The organism is Serratia sp. BFP-2025 (assembly GCF_050880365.1).
GTDB classification, from domain to species: domain Bacteria; phylum Pseudomonadota; class Gammaproteobacteria; order Enterobacterales; family Enterobacteriaceae; genus Serratia; species Serratia surfactantfaciens.
In genome coordinates, this window is record NZ_JBPAFV010000001.1 from 1,752,405 (window position 1) to 1,777,346 (window position 24,942).

Annotated in this window: 25 protein-coding genes; 14 read left to right on the plus strand and 11 right to left on the minus strand. The window is 62.2% G+C overall.

Annotated features, from left to right (window positions below; all coding sequences use genetic code 11):
- Positions 1-22: 22 nt before the first annotated feature.
- From fecA to ydfG, 3 genes are all read left to right on the plus strand, one after another.
- Positions 23-2,374: a TonB-dependent Fe(3+) dicitrate receptor FecA gene (gene fecA, locus ACRAWE_RS08145; protein ID WP_432525229.1), complete on the plus strand. Its 2,352-nt coding sequence runs from the start codon at positions 23-25 to the stop codon at positions 2,372-2,374.
- Positions 2,375-2,573: 199 nt separating this feature from the next.
- Positions 2,574-3,095, plus strand: coding sequence for a GNAT family N-acetyltransferase (locus ACRAWE_RS08150; protein ID WP_019456504.1), 522 nt, complete (start codon positions 2,574-2,576; stop codon positions 3,093-3,095).
- Positions 3,096-3,204: 109 nt separating this feature from the next.
- Positions 3,205-3,954 (plus strand): bifunctional NADP-dependent 3-hydroxy acid dehydrogenase/3-hydroxypropionate dehydrogenase YdfG, encoded by a 750-nt coding sequence (gene ydfG / locus ACRAWE_RS08155; protein ID WP_198636415.1) that lies wholly within the window; start codon positions 3,205-3,207, stop codon positions 3,952-3,954.
- Positions 3,955-3,990: 36 nt separating this feature from the next.
- Here ydfG and ACRAWE_RS08160 read toward each other — a convergent pair whose 3' ends face one another.
- The gene (locus ACRAWE_RS08160) at positions 3,991-4,317 is read right to left on the minus strand and encodes a YnfA family protein (protein ID WP_004938563.1); all 327 of its coding nucleotides are present in this window, start codon (positions 4,315-4,317) and stop codon (positions 3,991-3,993) included.
- A 148-nt stretch (positions 4,318-4,465) separates the two neighbouring features.
- Between ACRAWE_RS08160 and ACRAWE_RS08165 the strand changes: the two genes are divergently transcribed.
- Together ACRAWE_RS08165 and ACRAWE_RS08170 are read left to right on the plus strand one after the other, a co-directional pair.
- Entirely contained in the window at positions 4,466-4,834 is a 369-nt protein-coding gene (locus tag ACRAWE_RS08165; protein ID WP_019455910.1) for a DUF1283 family protein, read from the plus strand.
- Between the two features lie 89 nt (positions 4,835-4,923).
- A complete protein-coding gene (locus ACRAWE_RS08170; RefSeq protein ID WP_019455911.1) occupies positions 4,924-5,223 on the plus strand; it encodes a DUF1161 domain-containing protein in 300 nt (99 codons plus the stop codon).
- Positions 5,224-5,273: 50 nt separating this feature from the next.
- Here the strand turns inward: ACRAWE_RS08170 and ACRAWE_RS08175 are convergent, their stop codons facing one another.
- Positions 5,274-6,761 (minus strand): MDR family MFS transporter, encoded by a 1,488-nt coding sequence (locus tag ACRAWE_RS08175; RefSeq protein WP_063919401.1) that lies wholly within the window; start codon positions 6,759-6,761, stop codon positions 5,274-5,276.
- Between the two features lie 504 nt (positions 6,762-7,265).
- On the opposite strand from ACRAWE_RS08175, the gene ACRAWE_RS08180 reads away from it, so the two are divergent.
- The 5 genes from ACRAWE_RS08180 to clcB all read left to right on the plus strand — a co-directional run bounded on the left by ACRAWE_RS08180 (position 7,266) and on the right by clcB (position 12,127).
- Complete coding sequence (locus tag ACRAWE_RS08180; RefSeq protein ID WP_019455913.1) at positions 7,266-7,982, plus strand: ABC transporter permease; 717 nt, start codon at positions 7,266-7,268, stop codon at positions 7,980-7,982.
- Positions 7,983-8,046: 64 nt separating this feature from the next.
- Positions 8,047-8,904: a glycine betaine ABC transporter substrate-binding protein gene (locus ACRAWE_RS08185; protein ID WP_230328935.1), complete on the plus strand. Its 858-nt coding sequence runs from the start codon at positions 8,047-8,049 to the stop codon at positions 8,902-8,904.
- A 9-nt stretch (positions 8,905-8,913) separates the two neighbouring features.
- Positions 8,914-9,564 carry an osmoprotectant ABC transporter permease OsmW gene (osmW, locus tag ACRAWE_RS08190; protein ID WP_015377782.1) on the plus strand — a complete coding sequence of 217 codons (651 nt, stop codon included), beginning with the start codon at positions 8,914-8,916 and terminating at the stop codon, positions 9,562-9,564.
- Positions 9,561-10,700, plus strand: a complete 1,140-nt coding sequence (osmV, locus tag ACRAWE_RS08195; RefSeq protein WP_019455915.1) for an osmoprotectant ABC transporter ATP-binding protein OsmV — start codon at positions 9,561-9,563, stop codon at positions 10,698-10,700. The genes osmW and osmV overlap by 4 nt, the downstream gene beginning before the upstream one ends.
- Positions 10,701-10,825: 125 nt before the next feature.
- Entirely contained in the window at positions 10,826-12,127 is a 1,302-nt protein-coding gene (clcB, locus tag ACRAWE_RS08200) for a voltage-gated ClC-type chloride channel ClcB (protein ID WP_063919399.1), read from the plus strand.
- Here the strand turns inward: clcB and ACRAWE_RS08205 are convergent.
- Positions 12,124-12,516, minus strand: coding sequence for a helix-turn-helix domain-containing protein (locus tag ACRAWE_RS08205; protein ID WP_049241177.1), 393 nt, complete (start codon positions 12,514-12,516; stop codon positions 12,124-12,126). The two genes, clcB and ACRAWE_RS08205, sit on opposite strands and share 4 nt — an antisense overlap.
- Positions 12,517-12,586: 70 nt before the next feature.
- Here ACRAWE_RS08205 and ACRAWE_RS08210 point away from each other — a divergent pair, with 70 nt between their 5' ends.
- The gene (locus tag ACRAWE_RS08210) at positions 12,587-13,081 is read left to right on the plus strand and encodes a DUF2938 domain-containing protein (RefSeq protein WP_025159726.1); all 495 of its coding nucleotides are present in this window, start codon (positions 12,587-12,589) and stop codon (positions 13,079-13,081) included.
- A 5-nt stretch (positions 13,082-13,086) separates the two neighbouring features.
- Here ACRAWE_RS08210 and bioD read toward each other — a convergent pair whose 3' ends face one another.
- The 3 genes from bioD to ACRAWE_RS08225 all read right to left on the minus strand — a co-directional run bounded on the left by bioD (position 13,087) and on the right by ACRAWE_RS08225 (position 16,166).
- Positions 13,087-13,755: a dethiobiotin synthase gene (bioD, locus tag ACRAWE_RS08215; protein ID WP_019455919.1), complete on the minus strand. Its 669-nt coding sequence runs from the start codon at positions 13,753-13,755 to the stop codon at positions 13,087-13,089.
- A gap of 143 nt (positions 13,756-13,898) precedes the next feature.
- Positions 13,899-15,116, minus strand: a complete 1,218-nt coding sequence (mlc, locus tag ACRAWE_RS08220; RefSeq protein ID WP_004938526.1) for a sugar metabolism global transcriptional regulator Mlc — start codon at positions 15,114-15,116, stop codon at positions 13,899-13,901.
- Positions 15,117-15,275: 159 nt separating this feature from the next.
- Complete coding sequence (locus ACRAWE_RS08225) at positions 15,276-16,166, minus strand: LysR family transcriptional regulator (RefSeq protein ID WP_063919397.1); 891 nt, start codon at positions 16,164-16,166, stop codon at positions 15,276-15,278.
- A gap of 146 nt (positions 16,167-16,312) precedes the next feature.
- On the opposite strand from ACRAWE_RS08225, the gene ACRAWE_RS08230 reads away from it, so the two are divergent.
- On the plus strand, positions 16,313-17,581 hold the full coding sequence (locus tag ACRAWE_RS08230; RefSeq protein ID WP_029988790.1) for an MFS transporter: 1,269 nt from the start codon (positions 16,313-16,315) through the stop codon (positions 17,579-17,581).
- 50 nt (positions 17,582-17,631) lie between these two features.
- Here the strand turns inward: ACRAWE_RS08230 and ACRAWE_RS08235 are convergent, their stop codons facing one another.
- Entirely contained in the window at positions 17,632-18,918 is a 1,287-nt protein-coding gene (locus ACRAWE_RS08235; RefSeq protein ID WP_432525230.1) for a glycoside hydrolase family 10 protein, read from the minus strand.
- 127 nt (positions 18,919-19,045) lie between these two features.
- Positions 19,046-20,842, minus strand: a complete 1,797-nt coding sequence (locus tag ACRAWE_RS08240; RefSeq protein WP_432525231.1) for a glycoside hydrolase family 3 N-terminal domain-containing protein — start codon at positions 20,840-20,842, stop codon at positions 19,046-19,048.
- A gap of 331 nt (positions 20,843-21,173) precedes the next feature.
- Between ACRAWE_RS08240 and tus the strand changes: the two genes are divergently transcribed.
- On the plus strand, positions 21,174-22,112 hold the full coding sequence (gene tus, locus ACRAWE_RS08245) for a DNA replication terminus site-binding protein (RefSeq protein ID WP_025159724.1): 939 nt from the start codon (positions 21,174-21,176) through the stop codon (positions 22,110-22,112).
- Here the strand turns inward: tus and ACRAWE_RS08250 are convergent.
- The 3 genes from ACRAWE_RS08250 to ACRAWE_RS08260 all read right to left on the minus strand — a co-directional run bounded on the left by ACRAWE_RS08250 (position 22,102) and on the right by ACRAWE_RS08260 (position 24,142).
- A complete protein-coding gene (locus ACRAWE_RS08250) occupies positions 22,102-22,470 on the minus strand; it encodes a VOC family protein (protein WP_025159723.1) in 369 nt (122 codons plus the stop codon). The two genes, tus and ACRAWE_RS08250, sit on opposite strands and share 11 nt — an antisense overlap.
- 90 nt (positions 22,471-22,560) lie before the next feature.
- Positions 22,561-23,250, minus strand: a complete 690-nt coding sequence (locus ACRAWE_RS08255; RefSeq protein WP_019455927.1) for a helix-turn-helix transcriptional regulator — start codon at positions 23,248-23,250, stop codon at positions 22,561-22,563.
- A gap of 1 nt (position 23,251) precedes the next feature.
- Positions 23,252-24,142, minus strand: coding sequence for a LysR family transcriptional regulator (locus ACRAWE_RS08260; protein WP_019455928.1), 891 nt, complete (start codon positions 24,140-24,142; stop codon positions 23,252-23,254).
- A 102-nt stretch (positions 24,143-24,244) separates the two neighbouring features.
- On the opposite strand from ACRAWE_RS08260, the gene ACRAWE_RS08265 reads away from it, so the two are divergent.
- Positions 24,245-24,910, plus strand: a complete 666-nt coding sequence (locus ACRAWE_RS08265; protein ID WP_197667571.1) for a peroxiredoxin-like family protein — start codon at positions 24,245-24,247, stop codon at positions 24,908-24,910.
- Positions 24,911-24,942: the final 32 nt, after the last annotated feature.

The following is a 24,942-nucleotide window of genomic DNA, read 5'->3' on the forward strand; positions in this document are numbered from 1 at the left end:
TAAAAATGATTCAGGAGAAGGTATGAACAACGCTTGGGGAAAGGTCGCTCCGGCTTCGCTTTGGGGAAAACGGGCCAAACCGCTGGCCGTGGCCATTGGCCTGGCATTCGCCGCACCGCTGATGGCGAGCGCCGCCAGCGCCGCGGCCACCTATCACATTCCAGCCGGTGAGCTGGACGGCGCGCTGAACGCTTTCGCCGCTCGCGCCGGCATCGCGCTTTCGGTAGACGGCGCGTTAACCGCCGGTAAACGTTCGCCTGGCCTGAACGGCAGCTACGGCGTCGACGACGGCCTGAATGCCCTGCTGGCGGGCAGCGGCCTGCAGGCCCGAGCGCTCGGCAACAACGGCTACACGCTGGCCAAACTGCCGCAGCCGCAGAAAGAAGAAGACATCACCGTGGTCGGCGACTGGCTGGCGGAAGGCCGCCAGATCGATGTATTCGAACATCCCGGCGCGCGCGACGTGGTGCGCCGCGAAGAGTTCGCCAAAACCGGCACCACCACCGTGCGCGAAGCGTTAAACCGCGTACCGGGCGTGGTGGCGCCGGAGAACAACGGCACCGGCAGCCACGATATGGCGCTGAACTTCGGCATTCGCGGCCTCAACCCGCGCCTCGCCAGCCGCTCCACCGTGCTGATGGACGGCATCCCGGTGCCCTTCGCCCCTTACGGCCAGCCGCAGCTGTCGCTGGCGCCGGTCTCGCTCGGCAATATGGATGCGATTGACGTGGTGCGCGGCGGCGGCGCGGTGCGCTACGGGCCGCAGAGCGTCGGCGGCGTCGTCAACTTCGTCACCCGTGCCATCCCGAAAACCTTCGGCATGGAGGCCGGCATGCAGGGGCAGCTCAGCCCGACCTCGCGCCAGGATCACCCGAAAGGCACCGGTAACCTGATGATCGGCGGCACCGCCGACAACGGCCTCGGCGCGGCGCTGCTCTACTCCGGCACCCGCGGCAGCGACTGGCGCGAGCACAGCGCGACCAAAATCGACGACGTGATGCTGAAAAGCCGTTACGCGCCGAACGAGGTGCACACCTTCAACAGCCTGCTGCAATACTACGAAGGCGAAGCGGAGATGCCGGGCGGCCTGAGCCGGGCGGACTACAACGCCAACCCGTTCCAGTCGACGCGCCCGTACGACAAGTTCTGGGGCCGCCGCCAGTTGGCCAACTTCGGCTACCAGTATCAGCCGGATCAGCAGCACAAGTTCGACGTGCAGAGCTTCTACACCTACACCCTGCGCAGCGGCTATCTGGATCAGGGTAAAAACCTGACGCTGTCGCCACGCGAATACTGGGTGCGCGGCGTGGAACCGCGCTACAGCCAGAGTTTCCGCTGGGGCGATTCGGCGCACGAGGTCGGCGTCGGTTATCGCTACGTCAGCGAATCCACCCACGAGCTGCGCTACTACACTAAAGCCAGCACCGGCAAGCTGCCGTCCACCGCCAGCCCGTACGATCGCGACACCCAGTCCGGCACCGAGGCGCACGCGTTTTATATCGACGATCGCATCGACATCGGCGACTGGACCATCACGCCGGGCATGCGCTACGAATACATCAAGTCGTATCAGAACAACTACATCAAGAACAACCGCCTCGACGTCAGCTATAACGCGCCGCTGCCGGCGTTGAACGTGATGTATCACCTGAACGAATACTGGAACCTGTACGCCAACACCGAAGGCTCCTTCGGCACCGTGCAATATAGCCAGATGGGCAAAGCGGTGGACAGCGGCAAGATCGAACCGGAGAAGGCGCGCACCTGGGAGCTGGGCACCCGCTACGCCGGAGATGCGCTGACCGGCGAAATCGGGCTGTTCCTGATCAACTTCAACAACCAGTACGACTCCAACCAGGTGACCGACAGCGTGACCGCGCGCGGCAAAACCCGCCACGCCGGGCTGGAAGGCAGCCTGCGTTACGATCTGTCGCAGCTGACGCCGAAACTGGACGACCTGACCGCCTACGCCAGCTACGCCTACGTCAACGCCACCATTCGTGAAGACGGCGGTTACAAGGGCAACCAGGTGCCGTTCTCGCCGAAGCATAAAGGCACGCTGGGGCTGGACTACACGCCAGGCAGCTGGGCGTTTAACCTTAACGGCGAATTCCAATCCAGCCAGTTCGCCGACAACGCCAACACCGTGGCGGAAAGCGCCGACGGCAGCACCGGCCGCATCCCCGGCTATATGCTGTGGGGCGTGCGCGCCGCCTATGATTTCGGCCCGGAAATGGCCGGCCTGAATCTGGGCGTCGGCGTGAAAAACCTGTTCAACCACGAGTATTTCACCCGCGCCTATGACGACAACAACAAAGGTCTGTACATCGGCCAGCCGCGCACGATCTATCTGCAAGGTTCGGTGAAGTTCTGACCCTCAGCGGCGGGCGGCCAACCCCGCCCGCCGCTTTCCCCACCAACGTGACGACGTCGCGAAATGCCGCGCCTGCACACCGCCGCAGCGGTGAAAAATAAGTCGCTTCTGACGCCAATACGCGTAATATCGACGATCCGCCCCGATTTATGGACGCGGATTTTTTGCCGTTCTGGCCTGAAAAGCGAGGGAAAATAACATGAATCACAATGACCTTTCTCAGTGCCGCGTGGACACCGACCGTTTGTTGATTGCCCCCTTTACCGCAGCAGACGCCGACGATGTTTACCAGGCGATCACCCCCACTCTGACGCGCTTTATGACCTTTGAACCGGAAGCGTCGCCGGAAGACTTCGCCAACGTCTGGCAAAGCTGGCTGCCGCTGATGCGCGAAGGCGAAGAAGTGATCTTCGTCGCCCGCCGGCGCGAAGACCGGCAGTTCGTCGGCGTCGGCGGCGCGCACAACCTGCGCAGCCATACCCCGGAGCTGGGCATCTGGGTGAAAGAGGGCCTGCATGGCCAGGGCTACGGCCGTGAAATCGTACAGGGTATCGCGCGCTGGGCCAGCGAGCGCTTTCAGCCGCCGCACTTTCTCTACCCGGTGGCCGAGCAGAATACCGCCAGCCGCCGCCTCGTCGAGTCGCTGGGCGGCGTGCTGGCCGGCCGCTGCGAACGCATCAAGTATGACGCGGTGGTGTACCACCTGCCGCCTCAACGCTGATCGGCCCGGTTTGCTTTTTTTCTTTCCGCCGCGATAACCGCTGCCACTGCCTGCGGGTTTGTGCTAATGATAGAGGCATGTAGGGTAAAAACAGTTGAGGAACAGCAACATGATTATTTTTGTTACCGGCGCCACCTCCGGTTTCGGCGAGGCGATCGCACGCCGTTTTATCCGTGAAGGCCATCGGGTGATCGCCGCCGGGCGCCGCCTTGAGCGTCTCGAAGAGCTGCAGGAAGAACTGGGCGAAGCGCTGCATATCGTGCGGCTCGACGTGCGCAACCGCGCCGCCATTCAGCAGGCGATCGAAGCGCTGCCGGCCGAGCTGCGCCAGATTGATGTGCTGGTGAACAACGCCGGGCTGGCGCTGGGGCTGGAGCCGGCGCACAAAGCCAACGCCGATGACTGGGAAACCATGATCGACACCAACGCCAAAGGGCTGGTGAACATGACCCGCGCGCTGCTGCCCGCCATGGTCGAGCGCAACGTCGGCCATGTGATCAACATCGGCTCGACCGCCGCCAACTGGCCTTACGCCGGCGGCAACGTGTACGGCGCCACCAAGGCGTTCGTCAAGCAGTTCAGCCTGGGCCTGCGCGCCGATCTGCACGGCACGCGCATCCGCGTGACCGATATCGAGCCCGGCCTGGTGGGCGGTACCGAGTTCTCCAACGTGCGCTTCAAGGGTGATGACGGCAAGGTCAACAAAACCTACGAAGGCGCCGATGCGCTGACGCCGGAAGACATCGCCGAGTCGGTGTTCTGGGTCGCGACATTGCCGGCGCGCGTCAACATCAACACGCTGGAAATGATGCCGGTCAGCCAGTCCTTCGCCGGGCTGAACATCCACCGCGGCGCCTGAGCCGCGACGGCGGGAGGCGACTCCCGCCGCGTTTCCTCAGGCCGCGCGCCAGCCGGAAACGATAATCAGCATGCCCGCCAGCGCCACGCCGGCGCCGACCCAATCCAGCGCAGACAGCTTCACGCCATCCACCACCCGCAGCCACAGCAGCGCCGTCGCCACATACACGCCGCCGTAGGCCGCATAGACCCGCCCGCTGGCCGCCGGATGCAGCGTCAACAGCCAGACGAACAGCATCAGGCTCAATGCCGCCGGCAGCAGCAGCCAGGCGCTACCCTGCTTCTTCAGCCACAGATAAGGCAGGAAACAGCCGATAATTTCAGCCAGGGCGGTCGCAAAAAACAACAGCGTAGTTTTTAACATCGGTCGCAGTTTTCTCTCGGTAAATTAAACGAATCGGCGCTTGGCTGGTGAATTCCAGGAGCGCGGTGGTATATTTGTCACCACGCCTGCGGGCGAGGTAACGCCAGTGTCGCCATCATCAGGCGCACTCACTCATAAGGATGAAACGATGAAAACATTTTCGACCCAACGACTGCTGCGCGGGATGCTGCCGGTCGCCATGCTGGCCGTAATGGGCGCCTGGCAGGCGCCGGCGCTGGCCGCCACCTGCACTCAGGGCAGCACCTGCGTCACCGTCGATGGCAAAGGCAGCGGCGCGATGAGCACCGAAGAAGCGCGCCAGAGCAAAGAGCAGTGGAATGATACCAAAACCCTGCGCCACAAGGTTAATACCCGCGTCGAGAAAGAGTTCGACAAGGCCGACCGCGCGGCGGATGACGAAGATCGCTGCAACGACAGCAACAACGTTAACGCCTACTGGGAGCCGGATACCCGTAAATGTCTGGATCGCCAGACCGGGCGTCGGATTAATCCTTAATCCCCCTGCGGCGGGCGGGCGAGCGTGAAACCCGGCCGCCGTTGCTGCTATCCTGTTACAGGAAGTCCATTGTCTAAAAGGATGACGTGATGAAAAAAACGCTGATATTAACCGCTGTGCTGCTGGCCGGCGCGCCATTGGCGGCCCTGGCCTCCTGCGAAAGCGTGAAAGCCGACATTTCGCAAAAAATCGTCAATAACGGCGTTCCGGAGTCCGGCTTCAAACTGGAGATCGTGCCAAACGATCAGGCCGATCAAGCGGGCGGCCAAGTGGTTGGGCACTGCGAAAACGACACCCAGAAGATCGTTTATACCCGCCTGAACAACGGCGACGATCGCGGTGACGCGGCGCAGACCGGCACCAGCCAGGATACCTCCAACACGCAGTAAGCCGCACCGGCTACCCAGGGCGCGCTGCAGCAGCGCCCTTTTCTCATCCCTTACGCCTGCTCCGCCTCTTCTTCTTCGCCCTGCGGCCGACAACGGGCCGGGATCAGCATCGCCGCCGCCAGCGCCAGCAACGACACCAACGCCGACACCAGGAACACCCAATGCAGCGAAGCCGCCACTTGCTGGGTCAACTGCGCCAGCGCCTCGCCCCCCATGCTGTGCCGCACCGCCGGCTCCATCAGCCGCTGCACCGGATCGTCGATCTGCGGCAAACGCCACTGCAGGTTGAGGTTCAGCGTCGCGCCCAGAATGGCGGTGCCGATGGCCGATCCCACCATGCGGGTAAACACCGTACAGGCGGTGGCGATGCCGCGAATGCTGTAATGCGCCGCGTTCTGCACCGAAACCAGAAACGTGGTATTGCACAGCCCCATGCCGGCGCCGACCATAAACGCCGCCACCCGGCCCCACAGCAGGCCGCCGTCCGGCTGCAGCATCAGCAGGATCAGGCCGCCCGCCACCAGCAGCAGCGCGCCCAACAGCGCCGTGGCGCGATACGAAGTCATCAGCATCAAACGGCCGCTCAGCGTGCTGGCCAGCGGCCAGCCGATCGACATCAAGGCCAGCGTGGTGCCCGCTTCCAGCGGTGAGCCGCCCATCACGCCCTGAATGAAGGTGGGCAGAAAGGCGCTGATGCCCATCATCGCCGCGCCGATCACCAGCCCGCCGATGTTGCCGGCGACGATCACCCGGCTTTGCCACAGCGCCAGCGGGAACAGCGGTTCAACCGCGCGCCGCTCCTGACGGATCAGCAGCGCCAGCGACACCGCCGCCAGCGCCAGCAGCGGCACCACCCACCATCCCAGGCTTTCCATCTGCAACAGCGCCAGCAGCAACGCGGAAACGAACAGCGTCAGCCAGGCGGTGCCGGCCAGATCCAGCGCGTGCCGGCGCAATTGCTGATGCGCCGGCAAATAGCGCCAAAGGAAGAACATCGCCAACAGGCCGATCGGCAGGTTGACCCAGAACACCAGCGCCCACGGCAGGTGCTGCACGATAAACGCCCCCAACAGCGGGCCGATGATCGCCGACACGCCCCATACGCTCGACAGATATCCCATCACTTTCGGCCGCTCGGTGGCGCTGTAGATGTCGCCGATGATGGTGGAAGCGATCGGCATGATGGCGCCGGCCCCCAGCCCCTGCAATAAACGGAAACCGATCAGCCAATACATGTCCGGGGCGAAACCGCACAGCACCGACCCCAGCAGGAACAGCGTGGCGCCGAAGAAGAACACCCGCTTGCGGCCGTAGAGATCCGCCAACCGCCCGTAGATGGGGATGGTGATCGCCTGCGACAGCAAATAGACCGCGAACACCCAGCCCAGCAACGAGAAGCCGCCGAGATCGCCGATGATGGTCGGCATGGCGGTGGCGACGATGGTGGCTTCGATCGCCGACATGAACATCGCCAGCATACAGGCGATCAGGATCAGCGGGCGGTGGGCGATAGGTGCGGGTGAAACGTTATTTGTCATGGCGTTATGCAGGCTTCCTGGCGTTTTTATTTTCCCTGAGTATATCAGCAAGCGCCTGCGGCAGGTTTATCCGCCCTCACATCCTGCCGCTGCCGCCGGCGAATCGCACCATTTGGACTAATTGTTACGGCGTAACGCTTTGCGGCGGATTTTTTTTACTTTCCGCGCATCCCAGCGCTGACGCGGGCTGAGGCGCAGATCCGCCTAAGCTCAATCAACTGATTTTGTTCATAAAACTTGGCATGGCCAACGACAGGGTGCTATACCTTCCCTAGCCGGGGTCATTGGGCTTCGTGCTTTCTCTAGTTTAAATATCAGTATCTTATGCTGATTAACTCACGTATTGAGCCACCGTTCAGCACGCTATGCCGAACACACCCTTCGCTCAATGTCGCTAACCTCATGCGAAACGCCCGTTTTGTACCGCCACGCCCGCCGGGCAGTGGGTAACAATCAGAGTGGAGTGCGCCGCCGGCCGCTCCGCGCAACGGAGGACGCAACATCATGCATAAGTCCGCGCCATACCGGCGCCTGCTCTTCGGGAGCCTGCTGTTTATCGCCGTCATCGCGCTGCTGATTTACGGCATCGGTTGGAAAACCCTCATGTCGCGCCGGGAAGATTTGATCTACCTCGGCCAACAGCACATGTTCCTGGTGGTGTGTTCCATGCTGCTGTCGCTGCTGGTCGGCATTCCCAGCGGCATTTTGCTGAGCCGCCCCTTCGCCCGCCGCTGGGCGGAACACGTGATGCAGATCTTCAACGTCGGCAACACCCTGCCGCCGCTGGCGGTGCTGGCGCTGGCGATGGTGATCATCGGCATCGGCGATCGGCCGGCGGTAGTGGCGCTGTTCCTCGCTTCGCTGCTGCCCATCGTGCGCAATACCTATGCCGGTCTGCGTTCGGTGCCGCCGGCGCTGACAGAGGCCGCCAACGGTATTGGCATGACCGCCGGGCAGCGGTTGCGCCAGGTCGAACTGCCCCACGCCCTGCCGGTGATCTTCGCCGGGGTGCGCATCGCGATGGCGATCAACGTCGGCACCGCGCCGCTGGCGTTTTTGATCGGCGCCAGCAGCTATGGTGAGCTGATCTTCCCCGGCATCTACCTGAACGACTTCCCGACGCTGATCCTCGGCGCCGCCGCCACCGCGCTGATCGCCCTGCTACTCGATCTGGCGCTGGCCGGGCTCGGCCGCCGACTCAGCCCGCACACCGCATCCTGAAGGGAGAGACGCGATGACTCGATGGTTACAACGCACTTGCCACGCGCTGCTGTTCTCCTTGCTGATGAGCGGCGCGGCCGCCTGGGCCGCCCCCTTGACGCTGGCGAGCAAGAACTTCACCGAACAGCGCATTCTGTCGGCGATCACCGTGCAATACCTGCGGGCCAAGGGATTTCAGGTCATACCCAAGACCAACCTGGCCACGGTGATCACCCGCAACGCCATGATCAACAAGCAGATCGACATGACCTGGGAATACACCGGCACCTCGCTGATCATCTTTAACCACATCAATAAGCGCATGTCGCCGCAGGAAACCTACGACACGGTGAAAAAACTCGACGCCAAACTCGGTCTGGTGTGGCTGCAGCCGGCGGACATGAACAACACCTACGCCTTCGCCATGCAGCGCCAGCGCGCGGAAAAAGAGCAGATCCGCACGATGTCGCAGCTGGTGGCCAAAGTGGAACAGGTGCGCAAAAACGACCCGAAACACAACTGGCTACTGGGACTGGACCTGGAGTTTGCCGGCCGCTCCGACGGCCTGAAGCCGATGCAGGCGCTGTACGACATGCCACTGGATCGCCCGCAAATCCGCCAGATGGATCCGGGCCTGGTGTACAACGCCATCCGCGACGGCTTCGTCGACGCCGGGCTGGTGTACACCACTGACGGCCGGGTGAAAGGCTTCGATCTGCAGGTGCTCGAAGACGACAAAGGCTACTTCCCGAGCTATGCGGTCACGCCGGTGGTGCGCGCCGAGGTGTTGCAAAACACGCCGGGGCTGGAAGAGGCGTTGAACACGCTGTCGAAACAGTTCAATAACCAGGTGATCACCGAGCTTAACGCCAGGGTGGATATCGACTACCAAACGCCGCAACAGGTCGCCGACGCGTTCCTCAAGCAGCGCGGCCTGATTTAGGGAGGCATGATGAATACCTTACTTTACGCCTGGCAAAACTGGGCCTATATCGCCGGATTGACGCTGGAACACCTGCTGCTGGTCGGCGTCGCCGTCGGCCTGGCGATCCTGATCGGCGTGCCGCTCGGCGTGCTGATCGTCCGCCACAAGTGGCTGGCGACGCCGGTGCTGAGCCTGGCCACGCTGGTGCTGACCGTGCCCTCCATCGCCCTGTTCGGGCTGATGATCCCGCTGTTTTCCTTGATTGGTCACGGCATTGGCTATGTGCCGGCGATCACCGCCGTGTTTCTCTACTCGCTGCTGCCGATCGTGCGCAATACCCACACCGCGCTCGACAACCTGCCCGGCGGGCTGCGCGAGGCCGGCCGCGGCATCGGCATGACGTTCTGGCAACGCCTGCGCTGGGTAGAGATCCCGGTGGCGCTGCCGGTGATTTTCGGCGGCATCCGCACCGCCGTGGTGATGAACATCGGCGTGATGGCGATCGCCGCGGTGATCGGTGCCGGCGGCCTCGGCCTGCTGCTGCTCAACGGCATCAGCAGCAGTGACATCCGCCAGTTGATTACCGGCGCCGTGATGATCAGCCTGTTGGCGATCGTCCTCGATTGGTTATTGCACCGTTTGCAAATTGCGCTCACGCCCAAGGGGATCCGCTCATGATTAAATTGGAAAATCTGACCAAACAGTTCATGCAAAAGAACGGCACGCCGTTCAACGCCGTCGACAACATCAATCTGGACGTGCCGGAAGGCGAAATCTGCGTGCTGCTCGGCCCTTCCGGCTGCGGCAAAACCACCACGCTGAAGATGATCAACCGCCTGATCGAACCTACCGCCGGCGCCATTCTGGTCAATGGCGAAGACACCAGCACGCTGGATACCGTCAGCCTGCGCCGCAAAATCGGCTACGTCATCCAGCAGATCGGTTTGTTTCCCAACATGACCATCGAGGAAAACATCACCGTGGTGCCGCGCATGCTGGGCTGGGACAAGAAACGCTGCCACGATCGCGCCGAGGAGCTGATGAGCATGGTGGCGCTGGATCCGAAGCGCTTTTTGCACCGCTACCCGAAAGAGATGTCGGGCGGGCAGCAGCAGCGCATCGGCGTGATCCGCGCGCTGGCAGCCGATCCGCCGGTGCTGCTGATGGATGAACCCTTCGGCGCGGTGGATCCGATCAACCGCGAAACCATCCAGAACGAGTTTCTCGACATGCAGCGCCAGCTGAAAAAGACCGTGATGCTGGTGAGCCACGACATCGATGAGGCGCTGAAACTTGGCGATCGCATCGCGGTGTTCCGCCAGGGCAAGATCGTGCAGAACGCCAGCGCCGATGAGCTGTTGGCGCGGCCGGCGAACGAATTCGTCGCCTCCTTTGTCGGCCAGGATCGTACGCTGAAGCGCCTGCTGCTGGTACAGGCCGGCGACGTGGCCGATCAACAGGAAACGGTGACGGTGCGCCGGGAAACGCCGCTGGCGGAGGCATTCGGGCTGATGGACGATATCGACGCCCGCTCGGTGACGGTGGTCGACGCCGACGGCAAACCGTTGGGCTATGTCAAACGCCGCGAGGCGCGCGGCGCGCCGGGCGTCTGCGCCGACAGCCTGCACCGTTTTCGCGTCACCGCCAGAGCGGAGGAAAACCTGCGCGTGGTGCTGTCGAAGCTGTACGAGCACAACACCTCCTGGATGCCGATCGTCGATGAAGACGGCCGCTACAGCGGCGAAATCTCGCAGGATTACATCGCCGACTACCTCAGCTCCGGCCGTACGCGCCGGGTGCTGACCCCGCAGTAACCCGCGCCGGGGCGACCGCCGCCCCGCCCATGCCGCAGTTTGATAAAGATTCACTGGTCATCGGCCGGAGCGCCAAGCACAATGCGCTGATGACCCTTTGATTTTTCTCACGACGCCGCCCACGCATGAAAAGATTGGTCCACTTGCACCACTATCGCGCCCTGCTGCGCAGCCTGTTTATCGCCGTGTTTATCGGCGTCGCCGCCGCCCTGGCGGTGTGGCTGTTTCACCGTTCGATGATTGGCCTCGAGTGGCTGTTGCTCGGCAATGCCGACGGCAGCCTGGTGGCCGCCGCCGCCGCGCTGCCGGGCTGGCGGCGCGCGCTGACCCCGGCGCTGGGCGGGCTGGCGGCGGGCCTGCTGCTGTATATCCACCAGCGCTACCGTCACCAGCGCCCGGCGGCGCCCACCGACTATATGGAAGCGATAGAGACCGGCAACGGCAAGCTGGACACCGGCGCCAGCCTGGTGAAATGCCTGGCGTCGCTGCTGGTGGTGTCGAGCGGCAGCGCCATCGGCCGCGAAGGCGCGATGATCCTGCTGGCGGCGCTGGTGGGCTCGCTGTTCGCCCAGCGCTTTACACACGAGAAAGAGTGGAAACTGTGGGTGGCCTGCGCCGCCGCCGCCGGGATGGCCAGCGCCTACCATGCGCCGCTGGCGGGCAGCCTGTTTATCGCCGAGATCCTGTTCGGCACCCTGATGCTGGCCTCGCTCGGGCCAGTGGTGATCGCCGCGGTGAGCGCGCTGCTGATGACCAACCTGCTCAACGGCGGCCAGGCGCCGCTCTATCTGGTGACGCCGCTCGCCGCCCCCTTGCCGACGCAATACCTGCTGATGGCGCTGGTCGGCGTGGTGGCCGGCGCCGGCGGGCCGCTGTTTTTATGGCTGATGACCGCCACCGGCCGCGCCTTCCGATCGCTGCGCCTGAAACCGCCGTTGCAGCTGGCGCTGGGTGGCCTGATCGTCGGGCTGCTTTCGCTGCTGTTCCCGCAGGTGTGGGGCAATGGCTATAGCGTGGTGCAGGCGCTGTTGATCGCGCCGCCAGGGGTGTTGCTGCTGGGCGCGATCCTGGTGTGCAAACTGCTGGCGATCCTCGCCAGCAGCGGTTCAGGCGCGCCCGGCGGGGTCTTCACCCCGACGCTGTTCGTCGGCGCCGCGCTCGGTTCGATGATCGGCCAGCTGTTCGGCCTGTGGCCGGGCATGGATGCGGCGGTGCCGCTGCTGCTGGCGCTGACCGGCATGGCCACCCTGCTGGCCGCCACCACCCATGCGCCGATCATGGCGGCGCTGATGGTGTTTGAAATGACCGGCGAATACGCGCTGCTGCCCGGCATTTTGCTGGCCTGCGTGATCGCCACCACCGTGTCGCGCGGTCTGCGGCCGGTATCGGTCTACCACACCGCGCCGCCGCCCAAACGCGAGGCTTAAAACTCGCCCTGCTGCAGCAACTTCCTGAACTGCGGGCACTGCAGGTGCTCCGGTTCAGGGCAATCGACCATGTGCTGCAAACCGGCGCGCACCTGCCCCAAACGCCGCAGGGTGCGATCCAGTTCTTCAATCCGCGCCGCCAGCAGCCGGCGATCGAGGGCGATGCGCCCGCGCTCGTCAAACAGCGAGGCGATCTCATCCAGCGTAAATCCCGCCAACCGCCCGAGAGCGATCAGCTTCAGTTGATCCAGCACGCCGGCGGCATATTGGCGGCGTAAACCGTTGCGGCCTATCGACGCGATCAGCCCCTTTTTCTCGTAATGCCGCAGTGCCGAGGGCGCGATGCCGCTCAAACGCGCCACCTCGCCAATATCCAGTTCTTTTTCCATTGACTTGAAGTCTACTTTAAGTTGCACACTGTGCGCACATTACACCATGAGTGACTTTAAGGACACGAAAATGACGACAGAAATTTTACTGATGATTGTGCTGACCGGGGTGGGCGCCACGCTGTGCACCGACCTGTGGGCCATCGTGCAAAAGCGCGTGCTGGGCATCCCGCCCCTTAACTACGCGCTGGTTGGCCGCTGGTTTATCGGCCTGTTCGACGGCCGGTTTTATCACGCGCCGATCATGGCGTCGCCGGTGCGACGAGGAGAAAAAGCGACAGGATGGTTGCTGCACTATGCGATCGGCGTAGCCTTCGCCTTTATCCCGCTCGGTTTGGCGGGCATCGGTTGGTACGCCGCACCGGCGCCGCTGGTCGCACTGTTGAGCGGCTGGCTGAGCCTGGCGGCGCCTTTCTTCGTGATGCAGCCGGCGCTGGGCTTTGGCGTGGCGGCGGCGAATACCCCCAACCCGACGCGTAGCCGCATCATCAGCCTGCTGGTGCATACGGTGTACGGCCTGGGGCTGTTTGTCTCCGCCCGTCTGTTGGCCCCTTTGCTGGCCTGACCGCGCTAGCGCAGCAGCGTGGAGATGTCGAGATAGTGCGCCAGTTCGCGCTGTTCCGCGCGCGGCAGATACGGGATCTCACCCAGCAGCGGCGCAGGTATGCGCTGCTGCAGCGCCGCGATGGTTTCGGCATAGTGCGCCAGCCCCGGATTGATGCGGTTGGCCACCCAGCCCAACAACGGCAGACCGTCGTTGATGATCGACTGAGCGGTCAACAACGCATGGCTGACGCAGCCCAGTTTGATGCCCACTACCAGCACCACCGGCAGTTGCTCCTGCACCACCCACTCGGCGTAAGGCCGCAGATCGTTCATCAGCACCCGCCAGCCGCCGCTGCCCTCCACCACTACCGTATCGGCTTTGGCCGACAGATCCCGCAGGCCGCTGCTCATCACGCCGTAGTTGATGTCCTCGCTCGCATGGGCGTGAAACACCTCATCCAGACAGGTGATGGGATTGATCTCCTCGTAAGACAGCGGCAGGCTGGAGGATGCCTGCAATACCAAAGCGTCTTTATTGCGGATGCCCTCGCTGGTTTCCTGGCAACGTGCGGCGATCGGCTTATAGCCGGCCACCGAACGGCCGTTGGCGGCCAGCGCCTGCATCAACCCGCGTGAAACCACGGTTTTACCGACGTCGGTATCCGTGCCTGTAACAAATAAACGCTTCAACATGAATAAAATGCCCCGGAATGCCCCGTTAACAATGTGTCGCCGCATCGGCGGCGAGGAAGTCTATCGGAAAAATTCTAGGGGATGCTGCCGCGTAGGGGCTTGAGGTAGCTCAATCTTTTGCGGATTAATAAGATGTTCTGAAGTTAGCCTTGCAGCAACTGCACCAGCAATGAACCGTTATACAGCGCCTCTTTCACCAGCGCCGCGCCGGGCATGGTGCCCTGATTGAAGAACTGCGTGGATTCGACCTTGACCTGCTCGCTGTAGGCCGGCAGCGCCTGCTGCCGAATGCAGGAGGCGATGGCCGGATGCAGGATCTCCGCCGCGCGGTTGAGCGGCGATCCTACCAGGATCTTCTCCGGATTGAACAGGTTGACCATGATCGCCAGAATGCGCCCCACGCTGTGGCCGACGCCGAGGATGATGTCCCGCGCCAGCTGATCGCCCGCCAGCGCCGCGTCGCACAGCGATTCGACGGTCAACGGCGCGCCGTGCAGGCTGGAGCTCATCGAGCCGCTCAGCCGCTGCTGGGCGATCTCCAGCATGTTCTCGATGCTGGCCACGGTCTCGAGACAACCGTGGTTGCCGCAGTAACAGCGCTTGCCGTAAGGATCGACCTGGGTGTGACCAATCTCCACCACGCTGTGGCTGCCAGCGTGCAGCACATGGCCGCCGGTGATCACCCCGGCGCCGACGTTGTGGTCGATCACCACCTGAATCACGTTCTGGCTGCCGCGCGAAGCGCCGTACAGCGCCTCGGCCATGGTCCAGGCACTGATGTCGTGCTGCAGGTAAACCGGCAGGCCGGTGCGGGTTTCCAGCGCCGGGCCGAGCGGCATCTCCAGCACGTCGTAAAACGGCATGCGGTGTACCACGCCGGACTGCACGTCGATCATGCCCGGCAGCGTGATGGCGATCGCCGTCAGCCGTTCCAGTTTGCTTTGGTGGCGGATAAAGAACTGATCGACTTCGGTCAGGATGCGTTTCAGCAGCGGTTCGGGGTGTTCGGCAGCGAGCGGCAGCTGTTCCTCCACCACCAGTTTGCTGCTGAGATCGCGCAGCGCCAGCGTGATGCTGCCACGGCTGATACGGGCGGAAAGGTAGTGCCAGGCTTCGGTGTCCAGCACCAACCCCACCGCCGGCCGCCCCCGGCTGCCGATCTCCTGGTACTCGGTTTCCTTGACCAGATGGGCTTCCAGCAGCTCGCGCACGATCTTGGTGATGCTGGCGGGCGCCAGCTGCGCGCGTTTTGACAGTTCGATGCGCGAAATCGGGCCCAGCTGATCGATTAGCCGATAAACCGCCCCCGCATTGGTCTGCTTGATTTGATCAATATGCCCAGGCTGCCCAACCGCAATCACAAACCTGCTCCTACTATTTTTCGCGCTTCTAAATAAAGACTAGGGGTTATGGTGGGGCTTTTGTCATACAGCGTCAACTATTTGATTCGTTATGTGATTTGCTGCACAAATTCCTCGCAATTTCAGCGTGAATTGAATTTTATTTGCCCAATCTCAACGTCATTTCAGCATCAACGCCATCAGCGACTGCGCCGCCGCAGTCAGCGGCCGCCGGCGATGATGAACCAGCCACACTTCGGTGGTGGCGTCCGGCTCCGCCAGCGGCAAATAGCGCACGCCGTCCACCCGCACCCGGGCGAAAGAAGCCGGCAGAATCGATACCCCCAACCCGGCGGAGACCAGACCGATGATGGTCATCGCTTCTCCCACTTCCTGGGTGATATACGGGGTGATACCGGCCTTGCTCAGCAGCAGCAGAATTTCGTCGTACAGCGCGGTGCCCACCTCACGCGAGAAAAATACGAACGGCTCCTGCGCCAGATGTTGAAAACGCAGCGCGCCGCCGGGCGTTTCCGCCAGCGGATGCCCTTCCGGCACTACCGCCACCAGCGGTTCGCGCAGCAGCAGTTGATAGTGCAGCGCTTCCGGCAGCCGCGTGTTGCGCATCACCCCCAGATCCAGTTCGCCGTTCAGCAGCGGTTCGATCTGCTGCTTGGTGTTGATTTCGCGCATCTTGATATGTACCTGCGGAGACTGCTGGCGAAAGGCGCGCAGGCTGCGCGACACCACGCTGATAAAGGGCGCGGAGGAGGTAAACCCGATGGTCATTTCCCCCAGTTCGCCGCGATCAAGGCGCGCCGCCTTTTCCGCCGCGCGCCCGACCTGATCGAGCACCTGATAGGCTTCTTTAAGAAACATCTCCCCGGCCTGCGTCAAACTGACGTTGCGGTTGTTGCGCGCCAGCAGCCGCGCGCCGACCATCTCTTCCAGCGCCTGAATTTGCTGGCTGAGCGGCGGCTGAGAGATACGCAGCCGTTCAGCGGCGCGGCCAAAATGCAGCTCCTCGGCCACGGCAATAAAGTAACGCAGGTGTCTCAATTCGATATTCATATGTAAAACGTCTTAATTTGAATTATTAATATATTAGACAAAAAACTAGCCGCTCCCTATCATTTTGTCATCTGTAAAGTGTCTGTTATCTCCCCGAAGTTCGGTAAGGAAACGCTGTGACAACCCCTGTGCGTTCTGCGGCCGTGATGCCGTCGACGCTGGCCGCCAACGATGACGCGGCCGCTGCGCCAAAAGTAAAACGCTCCACCCTCAACAATAAACTCCCCTATATCGAACGCGGCACGCCGCAGTTTATGCGCGTAACGCTGGCGCTGTTTTCCGCCGGGCTGGCGACCTTCGCGTTGCTCTACTGCGTGCAGCCGATTCTGCCGGTGCTGTCGCAAGACTTCGGCGTATCGCCGGCGGAAAGCAGCCTGTCGCTCTCGGTTTCCACCGGCCTACTGGCGATCGGCCTGATGTTCACCGGGCCGCTGTCCGACGCCATCGGCCGCAAGTCGGTCATGGTGGTAGCGCTGCTGCTGGCGGCGGTTTGCACGCTGATCTGCGCCTTTATGACCAGCTGGCACGGCATTTTACTGATGCGCGCGCTGATCGGCCTGTCGCTGAGCGGCGTGGCGGCGGTCGGCATGACCTACCTCAGCGAAGAGATCCATCCGAGCTTCGTCGCCTTCTCGATGGGGCTGTATATCAGCGGCAACTCGATCGGCGGCATGAGCGGCCGCCTGGTCACCGGGGTATTGACCGATTTCTTCTCCTGGCGCGTATCGCTGGGCGTCATCGGGCTGTTCGCCCTCGCCGCTGCCTGCATGTTCTGGCGCATCCTGCCCGCCTCGCGGCATTTCCGCGCCAGCTCGCTGCGCCCGCGCACCCTGCTGATCAACTTCAAACTGCATTGGCACGATAAAGGGTTGCCGCTGCTGTTCGCGGAAGGTTTCCTGCTGATGGGCAGTTTCGTCACCCTGTTCAACTACATTGGCTATCGCCTGCTGGCGGACCCTTATCACCTGAGCCAGGCGATCGTCGGCCTGCTGTCGGTGGTGTACCTCACCGGCTCCTACAGTTCGCCCAAGGCCGGTGCGCTCACCTCACGCTTCGGGCGTGGCCCGGTGCTGCTGGCGTCGATCGCAATTATGCTGATCGGGATTCTGATTACCGCGCTGCCGCAGGTGCCGGCGATCTTTATCGGCATGATGCTGTTCACCGCCGGTTTTTTCGCCGCCCACTCGGTGGCCAGCAGCTGGATCGGCCGCCGCGCGCGCCGCGCCAAAGGACAGGCGTCGTCGCTGTATCTGTTCTGTTATTACGTCGGCTCCAGCGTGGCCGGCACCCTCGGCGGCGTGTTCTGGCACAGTTTCGGCTGGAATGGCGTGGCGGCGTTCATCAGCCTGATGCTGTTGCTGGCGCTGCTGGTGGTGCATTACCTGAAACGGCTGCCGGAAGCGGCGCGCCTGTGAATGGAAAAAGCCGCGGTGGTTAGCCGCGGCTCGTGATGCCAACGCTGTGATTATTGACCGGGTTTCCAGCGAGTTTGCAGGTATTCCACCGCCTGATGCGTTTGCGGCTCAGTCAGATAACGCTGCCGGAACAGTATCGTTCCTCCCATCCCCGGCAGGCTTTCGTTGAGATCCAACTGCCTTTTCAGCTCAGGGACGCCGCCGTCGAAGGTCCAGGCCGGTTCGCTGGCGGAAGGCGTACCCACTTTATACAGCGCCACCCCGGCATAGAGCCGGACCGGCGTGCCTTTCACCACCTCGGCCCACCAGTTGGCCAGCACGTCGTAGCGGACAATTTCACGCTCAAAAGGCCAGTACAGCTGCGGTGCGATATAGTCGAGCAGCCCCAGTTTTACCCACTGACGCGTATCGGCATAGGCCGTATCGTACGATGGCGCGCCGGCCTGAGTCGCTGAACCGGCAGGATCGTCCGCCTTGTTTCGCCATACCCCCGCCGGGCTGACGCCAAACGCGACGGCGGGCTTTAACGCTCTCACGGTGGCGGAAACCTGCTTTATCAATTGCAGCGTGTTGTCTCTTCGCCAGCTGGCCTTGTCTGCAAACCCTTTGCCGTATTGGCGATAGGTCTTTTCATCATCCAGCGGCGATTGCGGCGTTTCGTAATAGAAATAATCGTCAAACTGGATGCCGTCGACATCATAGTTTCTGACAATTTCCGCCACGACGCTGGTGATCCAGTTGCGCACGTCGGGCAGGCCGGGATCGAGCACGAAGCGCTCGCTGGCGGTGCGTACCCAGTCGGGATGCAGCGCATAGACGCTGGCCGGCGGGGACTGCAGCGTATGGTTAAGCGCATCGATCGTTTGCTGCCCGGTGTTCATGGAAACCCGATAAGGATTCAGCCAGGCATGCACTTTGATGCCGCGCCGACGCGCTTCCTGCAGCATAAAGGCCAGCGGATCGTAGCCAGGGTCCTGGCCCACCGTGCCGGTCAATACCCCAGACCAGGGCAAGATGTTCGAGCGCCACAGGGCCGTGCCGTCCGGCTTAACCTGAAAATACACCGTGTTAATCCCAGCTCTTGCCATCTCGTCCAGCGCGTCCGTCAGCCCCTGCTTCTGCTGGCGAACCCGCTCTTGCGCGGTGGCCGCTTTCAGAGAGGCCGCCGGCGGCCAGTCCAGCCCAATAACCGTGGCCAGCCAGATGCCCCGCATCGGCGTTGCCGGCGGTATGGGCTGCGTGGGCTTCTCCGGCTCGGGGGGCTTAGCGCATCCGCCCACGCCCAGCATGGCGGCCATCAACAGCCATCCGCCTAATTTTGTTGCGCCTGTCGGCATCAGTGTTCTCCTTCCGTGAGTGACGGTTATCCCATGTCGCGGCGTGCGGAGCAAGAAACCGCCCGCTTTCGCAACGCGGTTTAGCGACCGGCGCCGCCCTTCTCAGACGACGCCTCTCCTTATCCCATCACCAGCTCAGCCCAGTCCCGCGAGGGAACGCCACCTTGCCGGTATTGGTTTGCTCATCGTAGTCATGCCAGGTATTAACCGGCAGTTTGCCGTGCGGTTTGATTTTACCCGTCAGCACCTGCGCCAGCGATACCATCGAGTGGCCGCGCCACACGCCACTGTCATAGCCGTAATAGGAATAGGTAGCGACAGCCGCCTCCACCTCTGCGGCATAGTTCACGATATCGTAAGGTGCGCGCAGTGAAAGATGAACGCGCTTTTTCCCCTGTTCGGCGGCGTATTTCAGCCATCCCGGATAAGGACTGGTATCATTAGCCGCCCCGGTTGCGGAGGTAACCACGCCATCCTGCTCGGCAGGCGTAAAGCGGGTTGAGAGCGTGCCGAGCAGGAACACGTCGCAGCCGGCAATATGTTCCCTGATCTGGGCATCGCTCAGTTCCGTTTCCTTCGCGGCCACGACGTTCTGATACCCCTCCTGCGCCATCACGTTCGCAATGCCTTTGGCCTGCTCGCCCCATGGCGTCAGAATAAAGTAGCGCAGCGCCTTGTCCTTTAACGGCAGCAGACGTTGACGGTTGATAACGACGGTAATGGAACGATCGGCGATGCGTTTCTCCAGCTGATGCGCGGAAGACGAAACGCCGTTTGAACACGATTTATCGATATGGCCCATCAGGTTATGACGTAATTTGAGGCGCAAAATGCGCTCGACAGAGGCATCGATATCGGCCTCGCTGAGATGCCCGCTTTTCACCCGCTGCGCAATGTAGCGGATAAGCTCGGGCAGCAGGTTCGCCTGCGCCGGCGAGGCGATGCTGACAGGCATCAGAGCGATGTCCACCCCGGCGACAAAGACGTTTTCAGCCGCCCCTTGCTGGCTGAAATGCTCGGCAATCGCGCCCATATCCAGCGCGTCTGAAATCGTTACGCCGGCATAACCCAGCTCATTGCGCAGGATCTGGGTCTGGATTTCGCGCGACATGGTGGCCGGCACCGTGATTTTTTCACCGTTGCGGGTGTCGATCTGGCTGTTATCCAGTGCGGGGTACTGAATATGCGCAGTCATCACCATATCCGGCGCAGCGCAGCGATCGATAGCCTGTTTGTAAGGGGCGATATCGATGGCAAAAGCCTCTTCCCTCGTGCGATCGACGCGGGGCAAACCGGTGTGCGAATCGGTGGAGGTGCTGCCATGGCCGGGGAAATGTTTGTACGCGGTGATCAGCCCCTGCTGTTTCATCCCCGCCACCATGTTTTCCGCCAGGCGGGCAACGGCGTTTTTATCATCGCTGAAGGCGCGAACGTTAATCACCGGGTTGAACGGGTTGGTGTTAACGTCCACGACCGGGGCAAAGTTGGTATTGATATGCAACGCACGCATATCCTGGGCCATCAGTTTGCCCTGTTCAACGGCGAGCTGTTTATCCGCGCCCCCTTCAATCGCGGCGGCCAGCGCCATATTGCCGGGGAATGAGGCGTAGTCGCCGCGTGGCAGCCGGAAAACGTTGCCGCCTTCGTTGTCCGTGCCAATAAACAAACCAACGCCCGCGTGGGTTTTCATCGCGGCATACCAGGCCGTCAACGTTTTAATCTGCTGTTTGTCTTTTAGATTATTGGCAAACAGGATCACCCCACCGATGTGGTTATCGGCGATCAGTTTGCCAATGGCTTCGTCGGGAACGGTCATATCCTGATTGCTGCTACCGTTCTGATCCCAGTAGCGAAAATCCAGCATGATTTTTTGCCCGATTTTCTCTTCCAGCGTCATGTTTTTGACTTTCTGTTTAATATCCACAGTAAACCTCCGTTTAAAGCACCCGTTAATGACAGAAAAAAAGATAACCCGAAGGGCTCACAGCGTCCTGCCATTCTGTTTGTTTCAGCGGTTGGACAACGGCAAACGGAAAATGGATCAAACAAAATATCAACCAACAGAAAAAATCCATCAATGAATCAAACCCCTACCAATGCAATGTCTATTTCGCGCCCTGCTGTAGAAGGCCTCTCTGGCGCATTTTTCGCTGGTAAGCCGGGTGGCCAGTGAAGCCGCTCCCTCCTCGTTTGCCGATGTTGCCCCCAGTCCGCCACTCTTCTATAGTATGTTGTAACTAAAATAGGAGCGCGCGATGAGCAGATACGATGTGATTGGCCGAATGAACACCTGCTTTGCCGAACTGGAGCAGGCGCTCGGCGCGTTGCAACAGCAGATAGCCCCGCTGCGGTTGCTGGCGGCGCGGGTGTTCAGCCTGCCGGAGGTAGAAAAAGGCCAGGAGCATCAGGCTATTTCGCATATCGCGGTCGAGCAGCATGTGGGGCAAGCGGCGCGCGATCTGGCGCTGGAGCATTATCAGCGGCTGTTCATTCACCACAACCGGGAGAATGTCAGCAGCAAGGCCGCCGTGCGCCTGCCCGGCGTTATCTGTCTGGCGGTGGAGCAACCGGAATATCAGGCGCTGCAAACGCAGCTGGCGCTGATCAACCGCCTGAAGGGCGAGCTGGAGCAGATTATCACCGTCGATTCCGGCCTGGCGCCGGAGCAGCGTTTCGAATTCGTGCACACCCATTTGCACGGGCTGATCACCCTCAGCGCCTATCGCACCCTCACCGCCCTGACCAATCCCGATTCCGTGCGCTTCGGCTGGGCCAACAAGCACATCATCAAAAACGTCAAACGGGACGACATTCTGGCGCAGCTGGAGAAAAGCCTGAAAGCCGGCCGCGCGGTGCCGCCGCACAGCCGCGAACAGTGGGCCGCCCTGGTCAGCCGTGAGATAGACGACGTCAGCCGGCTGCCGCAGCAGGCTACGCTGAAAATCAAGCGGCCGGTAAAAGTGCAGCCGATCGCCCGGGTGTGGTATCAGCAGCAGCAGAAACAGGTGCAGCACCCCTGCCCGCTGCCGCTGATCGCCCTGTGTCAGGTTGAAAGCGGCGCCGCCGTGCCGAAGATCGGCGAGCTGCTCAACTACGACGCCGAGGCGGTGAAACACCGTTACAAACCCGACGCCAGGCCGCTGCGGCTGCTGGTGCCGCGCCTGCACCTGTACACCGACGACGCTACTCGCTGAGGGTATACACCCGCAGGCGATGGCCGTCCGGATCCCGCGCGACAAAGGTGTAGCCGAACTCCATCTCGGTTGGCGTTTGCTCGATAGTCAACCCAAGTTCGCGCCACTGGTTATAGCGCGCCTCCACCTCTTGCGCATCCTGGCACAGAAAGCCCAGCTCACCGCCGCCGCCGGTCAACGTGGCGGCAGGTTCCACTTTTTGCCTGGCCCACATTCCGAGTTTGAAGCCGTTGTTGAGCACGAACAGGGCGAAGCCGGGGGAAAGCTCCTGTGGCGCCTGCCCCAGCAGGCGTTGATAAAAAGCGGCGCTGTTGAGTGGGTTATCGACGTAAAGCATCGTCATGCTGGGAAGGGTCATCGGTCTGTCCTCTGAGTGATGGGAAGCGGTCGGTTCCCGATAGGCACAGACTAAGGCGTGCGACTGACAGTTTATGGCAGCAGTGTGCCGCTATTGTTCCGCAATGCCCTCGCTGAGACGCCACTCTTTCAGCAACCGCCGTCGGCCGCGCGGATAGCGCTGTTCCAGCGGCGTGGCGGCCTGAATGCGATCGAGGCGAAAATGGCGAAAGGCCTGACGCAGCTCGCACCAGGCGACCAGCATCTGGAACTGGTCGAAAAAACCCAGTGCAAAGGGCCACAGCAGGCGTTCGCTGCGCTGCCCCGCCAGATCGAGATAGTCGATCTGCAGCTTGCGCTCACGGCGAATGGTGTCGCGGATCAGCACCCGCATCTCATCCGCCACCGGCGGCGCCTGAACCGGCGCGATCAATAGCGTGTTGGCCTCCAACTCTTCCCGCAGCGCCGAAGGCAGCACATCGGCGATCTTGGCCAGCGCCTGGCCCGCGGCGTCCGCCAGCTGGCTGTCACCGCGGCGCCTGACCCAGCGCATGCCCAACACCAGCGCTTCTATCTCCGCCTGCGAAAACATCAGCGGCGGTAGCATAAAGCCGGGGCGCAGCACATAGCCGACGCCGGCCTCGCCGACGATCTCCGCCCCCTGTTGCTGCAGCGTAGCGATATCGCGATACAGCGTGCGCATGCTGATGCCCAGCGCCTGCGCCAACGCATGGCCCGCCACCGGATAACGGTGGCTGCGCAGCAGCTGCATCAGATCGAGTAAACGTTGCGCGCGCGACATATCACGGCTCCCTGCATAGCGAGGTTTGGACGAAATCGGCAAAGGCCCGCGCCTTGGCCGAGACGAAATGGCCGCCGGGGAACACCGCCCACAGCGCCAGCGGCGGCAGTTGCCAATCCGCTAATGCCGCGATCGCCGCCCCGCTTTGCAGTTCGCTGCGAAACAGGCCTTCGCTGGCGACGGTAGCGCCGAAGCCCGCCAGCACCAGCTCGCGCACGCACTCCGCCGCGTTGACCCGCATGCGCCCCGGCAACCGCAGCATGCGCTGTTCCCCTTCACGGCTGAAACGCCACTGCTCGCCGCCGCCCTGGCGATGGTAAATCACCATCTCGTGCCGCAACAGATCCTCCGGCCGCTGCGGCATGCCGGCGGCGGCAAAATAATCGGGCGTGCCGATCACGCATTGCTTTACCTCACCCAGCTTGCGCGCGGTAAAGCCGGAATCCTCCAGCTCGCCGACGCAAAGAGCAATATCGATGCCCTCTTCAATCAGCGACAGGTTGCCGTCATCCAGCAACAGATCGACGCTCAAACGCGGATTGGCGCGCATAAACGCCGTCAGGTCGGGCAAGGGCACGATGCGGGCGAACACCGCCGCCGAAGCGACCCGCAGCCGCCCGCTCAGCGTCTCGCCGGCGTTTTGCACCAGCGCTTCGGTCTCCGCCAGCTCGTTCAGAATGCGCCGAGTGCGTTGATACAGCTGCTGCCCCGCATCCGTCGGCTGCAGGCCGTGGGTCGAACGCAGCATCAGGCGTGTGCCGAGCTGCTGTTCCAGGCGCGCCACCGCCTTCGAGACCGCCGGTTGCCCTACGTGCAGCCGCCGCGCCGCCGCAGTAAAGGAACCGCTCTCGTAAACGCAGGCATAGGTTTCGTAATCGGCAAATTTGCCCATGCATTCCCTCATGGAATAACGGTTAACACCTCTGGCAGTCTACACGCGCCATTCCGGAATGGGCAAGATAAGCGCAACCCCTCATTCCCGTCAGGAGAACGCATGACACTGCAAGACAAACTCGATGCCTTCAAAGCGGCATTCGAAGCCGGCCAACTGCCGCTCAAACTCGCTGCGCAAGATCACGCGCTGATGCGTGAGGCGATACAGGCGCAGATCGCGTCAGGCATCGCCGAACGCGCACTGAGCGTCGGCGACGTCGCGCCCGGCTTTACCCTGCCGGACAGCGAAAACCGGCCATGCGCTTCCGCAGCGCTGTTGGCGAACGGGCCGCTGGTCGTCAGTTTTTATCGCGGGATCTGGTGCCCCTACTGCACGCTCGATCTGCAGGCGCTGCAGGCCGTATTGCCCGCCATAGAGCAACGCGGCGCGCAGCTGTTGGCCGTTTCGCCGCAAAGCGCGATGCATAACCGCCAGGCCGCGCGCGATCACGATCTGACCTTTCCGCTGCTCAGCGATGCCGGCAACCGTCTGGCGGCCCAATTCGGCCTGCGTTACCGCCTGCCGGAGGCCTTGATTACCCTGTATCAACAACGGCTCGGCCTCGATCTGGCGCAGTTCAATCAGAATGACGACTGGACGCTGCCGCTGCCGGCGCGATTCGTTATCGCCCGCGATGGCCGTATCGCCTATGCCGAAGCGCACGCCGACTACACCCGGCGGCCGGAGCCGCAGGCGCTGTTATCGGTGCTGGAGAGATTGGCTTGAAAAGACGGGGCGCAAACGCGCCCCGTTAAGAG

What these genes read in the sequence shown, in the direction of transcription:
- fecA (WP_432525229.1), top strand. Translation starts at nt 23, where the DNA reads ATGAACAACGCTTGGGGAAAGGTCGCTCCGGCTTCGCTTTGGGGAAAA.
- ACRAWE_RS08150 (WP_019456504.1), top strand. Translation starts at nt 2,574, where the DNA reads ATGAATCACAATGACCTTTCTCAGTGCCGCGTGGACACCGACCGTTTG.
- ydfG (WP_198636415.1), top strand. Translation starts at nt 3,205, where the DNA reads ATGATTATTTTTGTTACCGGCGCCACCTCCGGTTTCGGCGAGGCGATC.
- ACRAWE_RS08160 (WP_004938563.1), bottom strand. Translation starts at nt 4,317, where the DNA reads ATGTTAAAAACTACGCTGTTGTTTTTTGCGACCGCCCTGGCTGAAATT.
- ACRAWE_RS08165 (WP_019455910.1), top strand. Translation starts at nt 4,466, where the DNA reads ATGAAAACATTTTCGACCCAACGACTGCTGCGCGGGATGCTGCCGGTC.
- ACRAWE_RS08170 (WP_019455911.1), top strand. Translation starts at nt 4,924, where the DNA reads ATGAAAAAAACGCTGATATTAACCGCTGTGCTGCTGGCCGGCGCGCCA.
- ACRAWE_RS08175 (WP_063919401.1), bottom strand. Translation starts at nt 6,761, where the DNA reads ATGACAAATAACGTTTCACCCGCACCTATCGCCCACCGCCCGCTGATC.
- ACRAWE_RS08180 (WP_019455913.1), top strand. Translation starts at nt 7,266, where the DNA reads ATGCATAAGTCCGCGCCATACCGGCGCCTGCTCTTCGGGAGCCTGCTG.
- ACRAWE_RS08185 (WP_230328935.1), top strand. Translation starts at nt 8,047, where the DNA reads ATGAGCGGCGCGGCCGCCTGGGCCGCCCCCTTGACGCTGGCGAGCAAG.
- osmW (WP_015377782.1), top strand. Translation starts at nt 8,914, where the DNA reads ATGAATACCTTACTTTACGCCTGGCAAAACTGGGCCTATATCGCCGGA.
- osmV (WP_019455915.1), top strand. Translation starts at nt 9,561, where the DNA reads ATGATTAAATTGGAAAATCTGACCAAACAGTTCATGCAAAAGAACGGC.
- clcB (WP_063919399.1), top strand. Translation starts at nt 10,826, where the DNA reads ATGAAAAGATTGGTCCACTTGCACCACTATCGCGCCCTGCTGCGCAGC.
- ACRAWE_RS08205 (WP_049241177.1), bottom strand. Translation starts at nt 12,516, where the DNA reads ATGGAAAAAGAACTGGATATTGGCGAGGTGGCGCGTTTGAGCGGCATC.
- ACRAWE_RS08210 (WP_025159726.1), top strand. Translation starts at nt 12,587, where the DNA reads ATGACGACAGAAATTTTACTGATGATTGTGCTGACCGGGGTGGGCGCC.
- bioD (WP_019455919.1), bottom strand. Translation starts at nt 13,755, where the DNA reads ATGTTGAAGCGTTTATTTGTTACAGGCACGGATACCGACGTCGGTAAA.
- ACRAWE_RS08225 (WP_063919397.1), bottom strand. Translation starts at nt 16,166, where the DNA reads ATGAATATCGAATTGAGACACCTGCGTTACTTTATTGCCGTGGCCGAG.
- ACRAWE_RS08230 (WP_029988790.1), top strand. Translation starts at nt 16,313, where the DNA reads ATGCCGTCGACGCTGGCCGCCAACGATGACGCGGCCGCTGCGCCAAAA.
- ACRAWE_RS08235 (WP_432525230.1), bottom strand. Translation starts at nt 18,918, where the DNA reads ATGCCGACAGGCGCAACAAAATTAGGCGGATGGCTGTTGATGGCCGCC.
- tus (WP_025159724.1), top strand. Translation starts at nt 21,174, where the DNA reads ATGAGCAGATACGATGTGATTGGCCGAATGAACACCTGCTTTGCCGAA.
- ACRAWE_RS08250 (WP_025159723.1), bottom strand. Translation starts at nt 22,470, where the DNA reads ATGACCCTTCCCAGCATGACGATGCTTTACGTCGATAACCCACTCAAC.
- ACRAWE_RS08255 (WP_019455927.1), bottom strand. Translation starts at nt 23,250, where the DNA reads ATGTCGCGCGCGCAACGTTTACTCGATCTGATGCAGCTGCTGCGCAGC.
- ACRAWE_RS08260 (WP_019455928.1), bottom strand. Translation starts at nt 24,142, where the DNA reads ATGGGCAAATTTGCCGATTACGAAACCTATGCCTGCGTTTACGAGAGC.
- ACRAWE_RS08265 (WP_197667571.1), top strand. Translation starts at nt 24,245, where the DNA reads ATGACACTGCAAGACAAACTCGATGCCTTCAAAGCGGCATTCGAAGCC.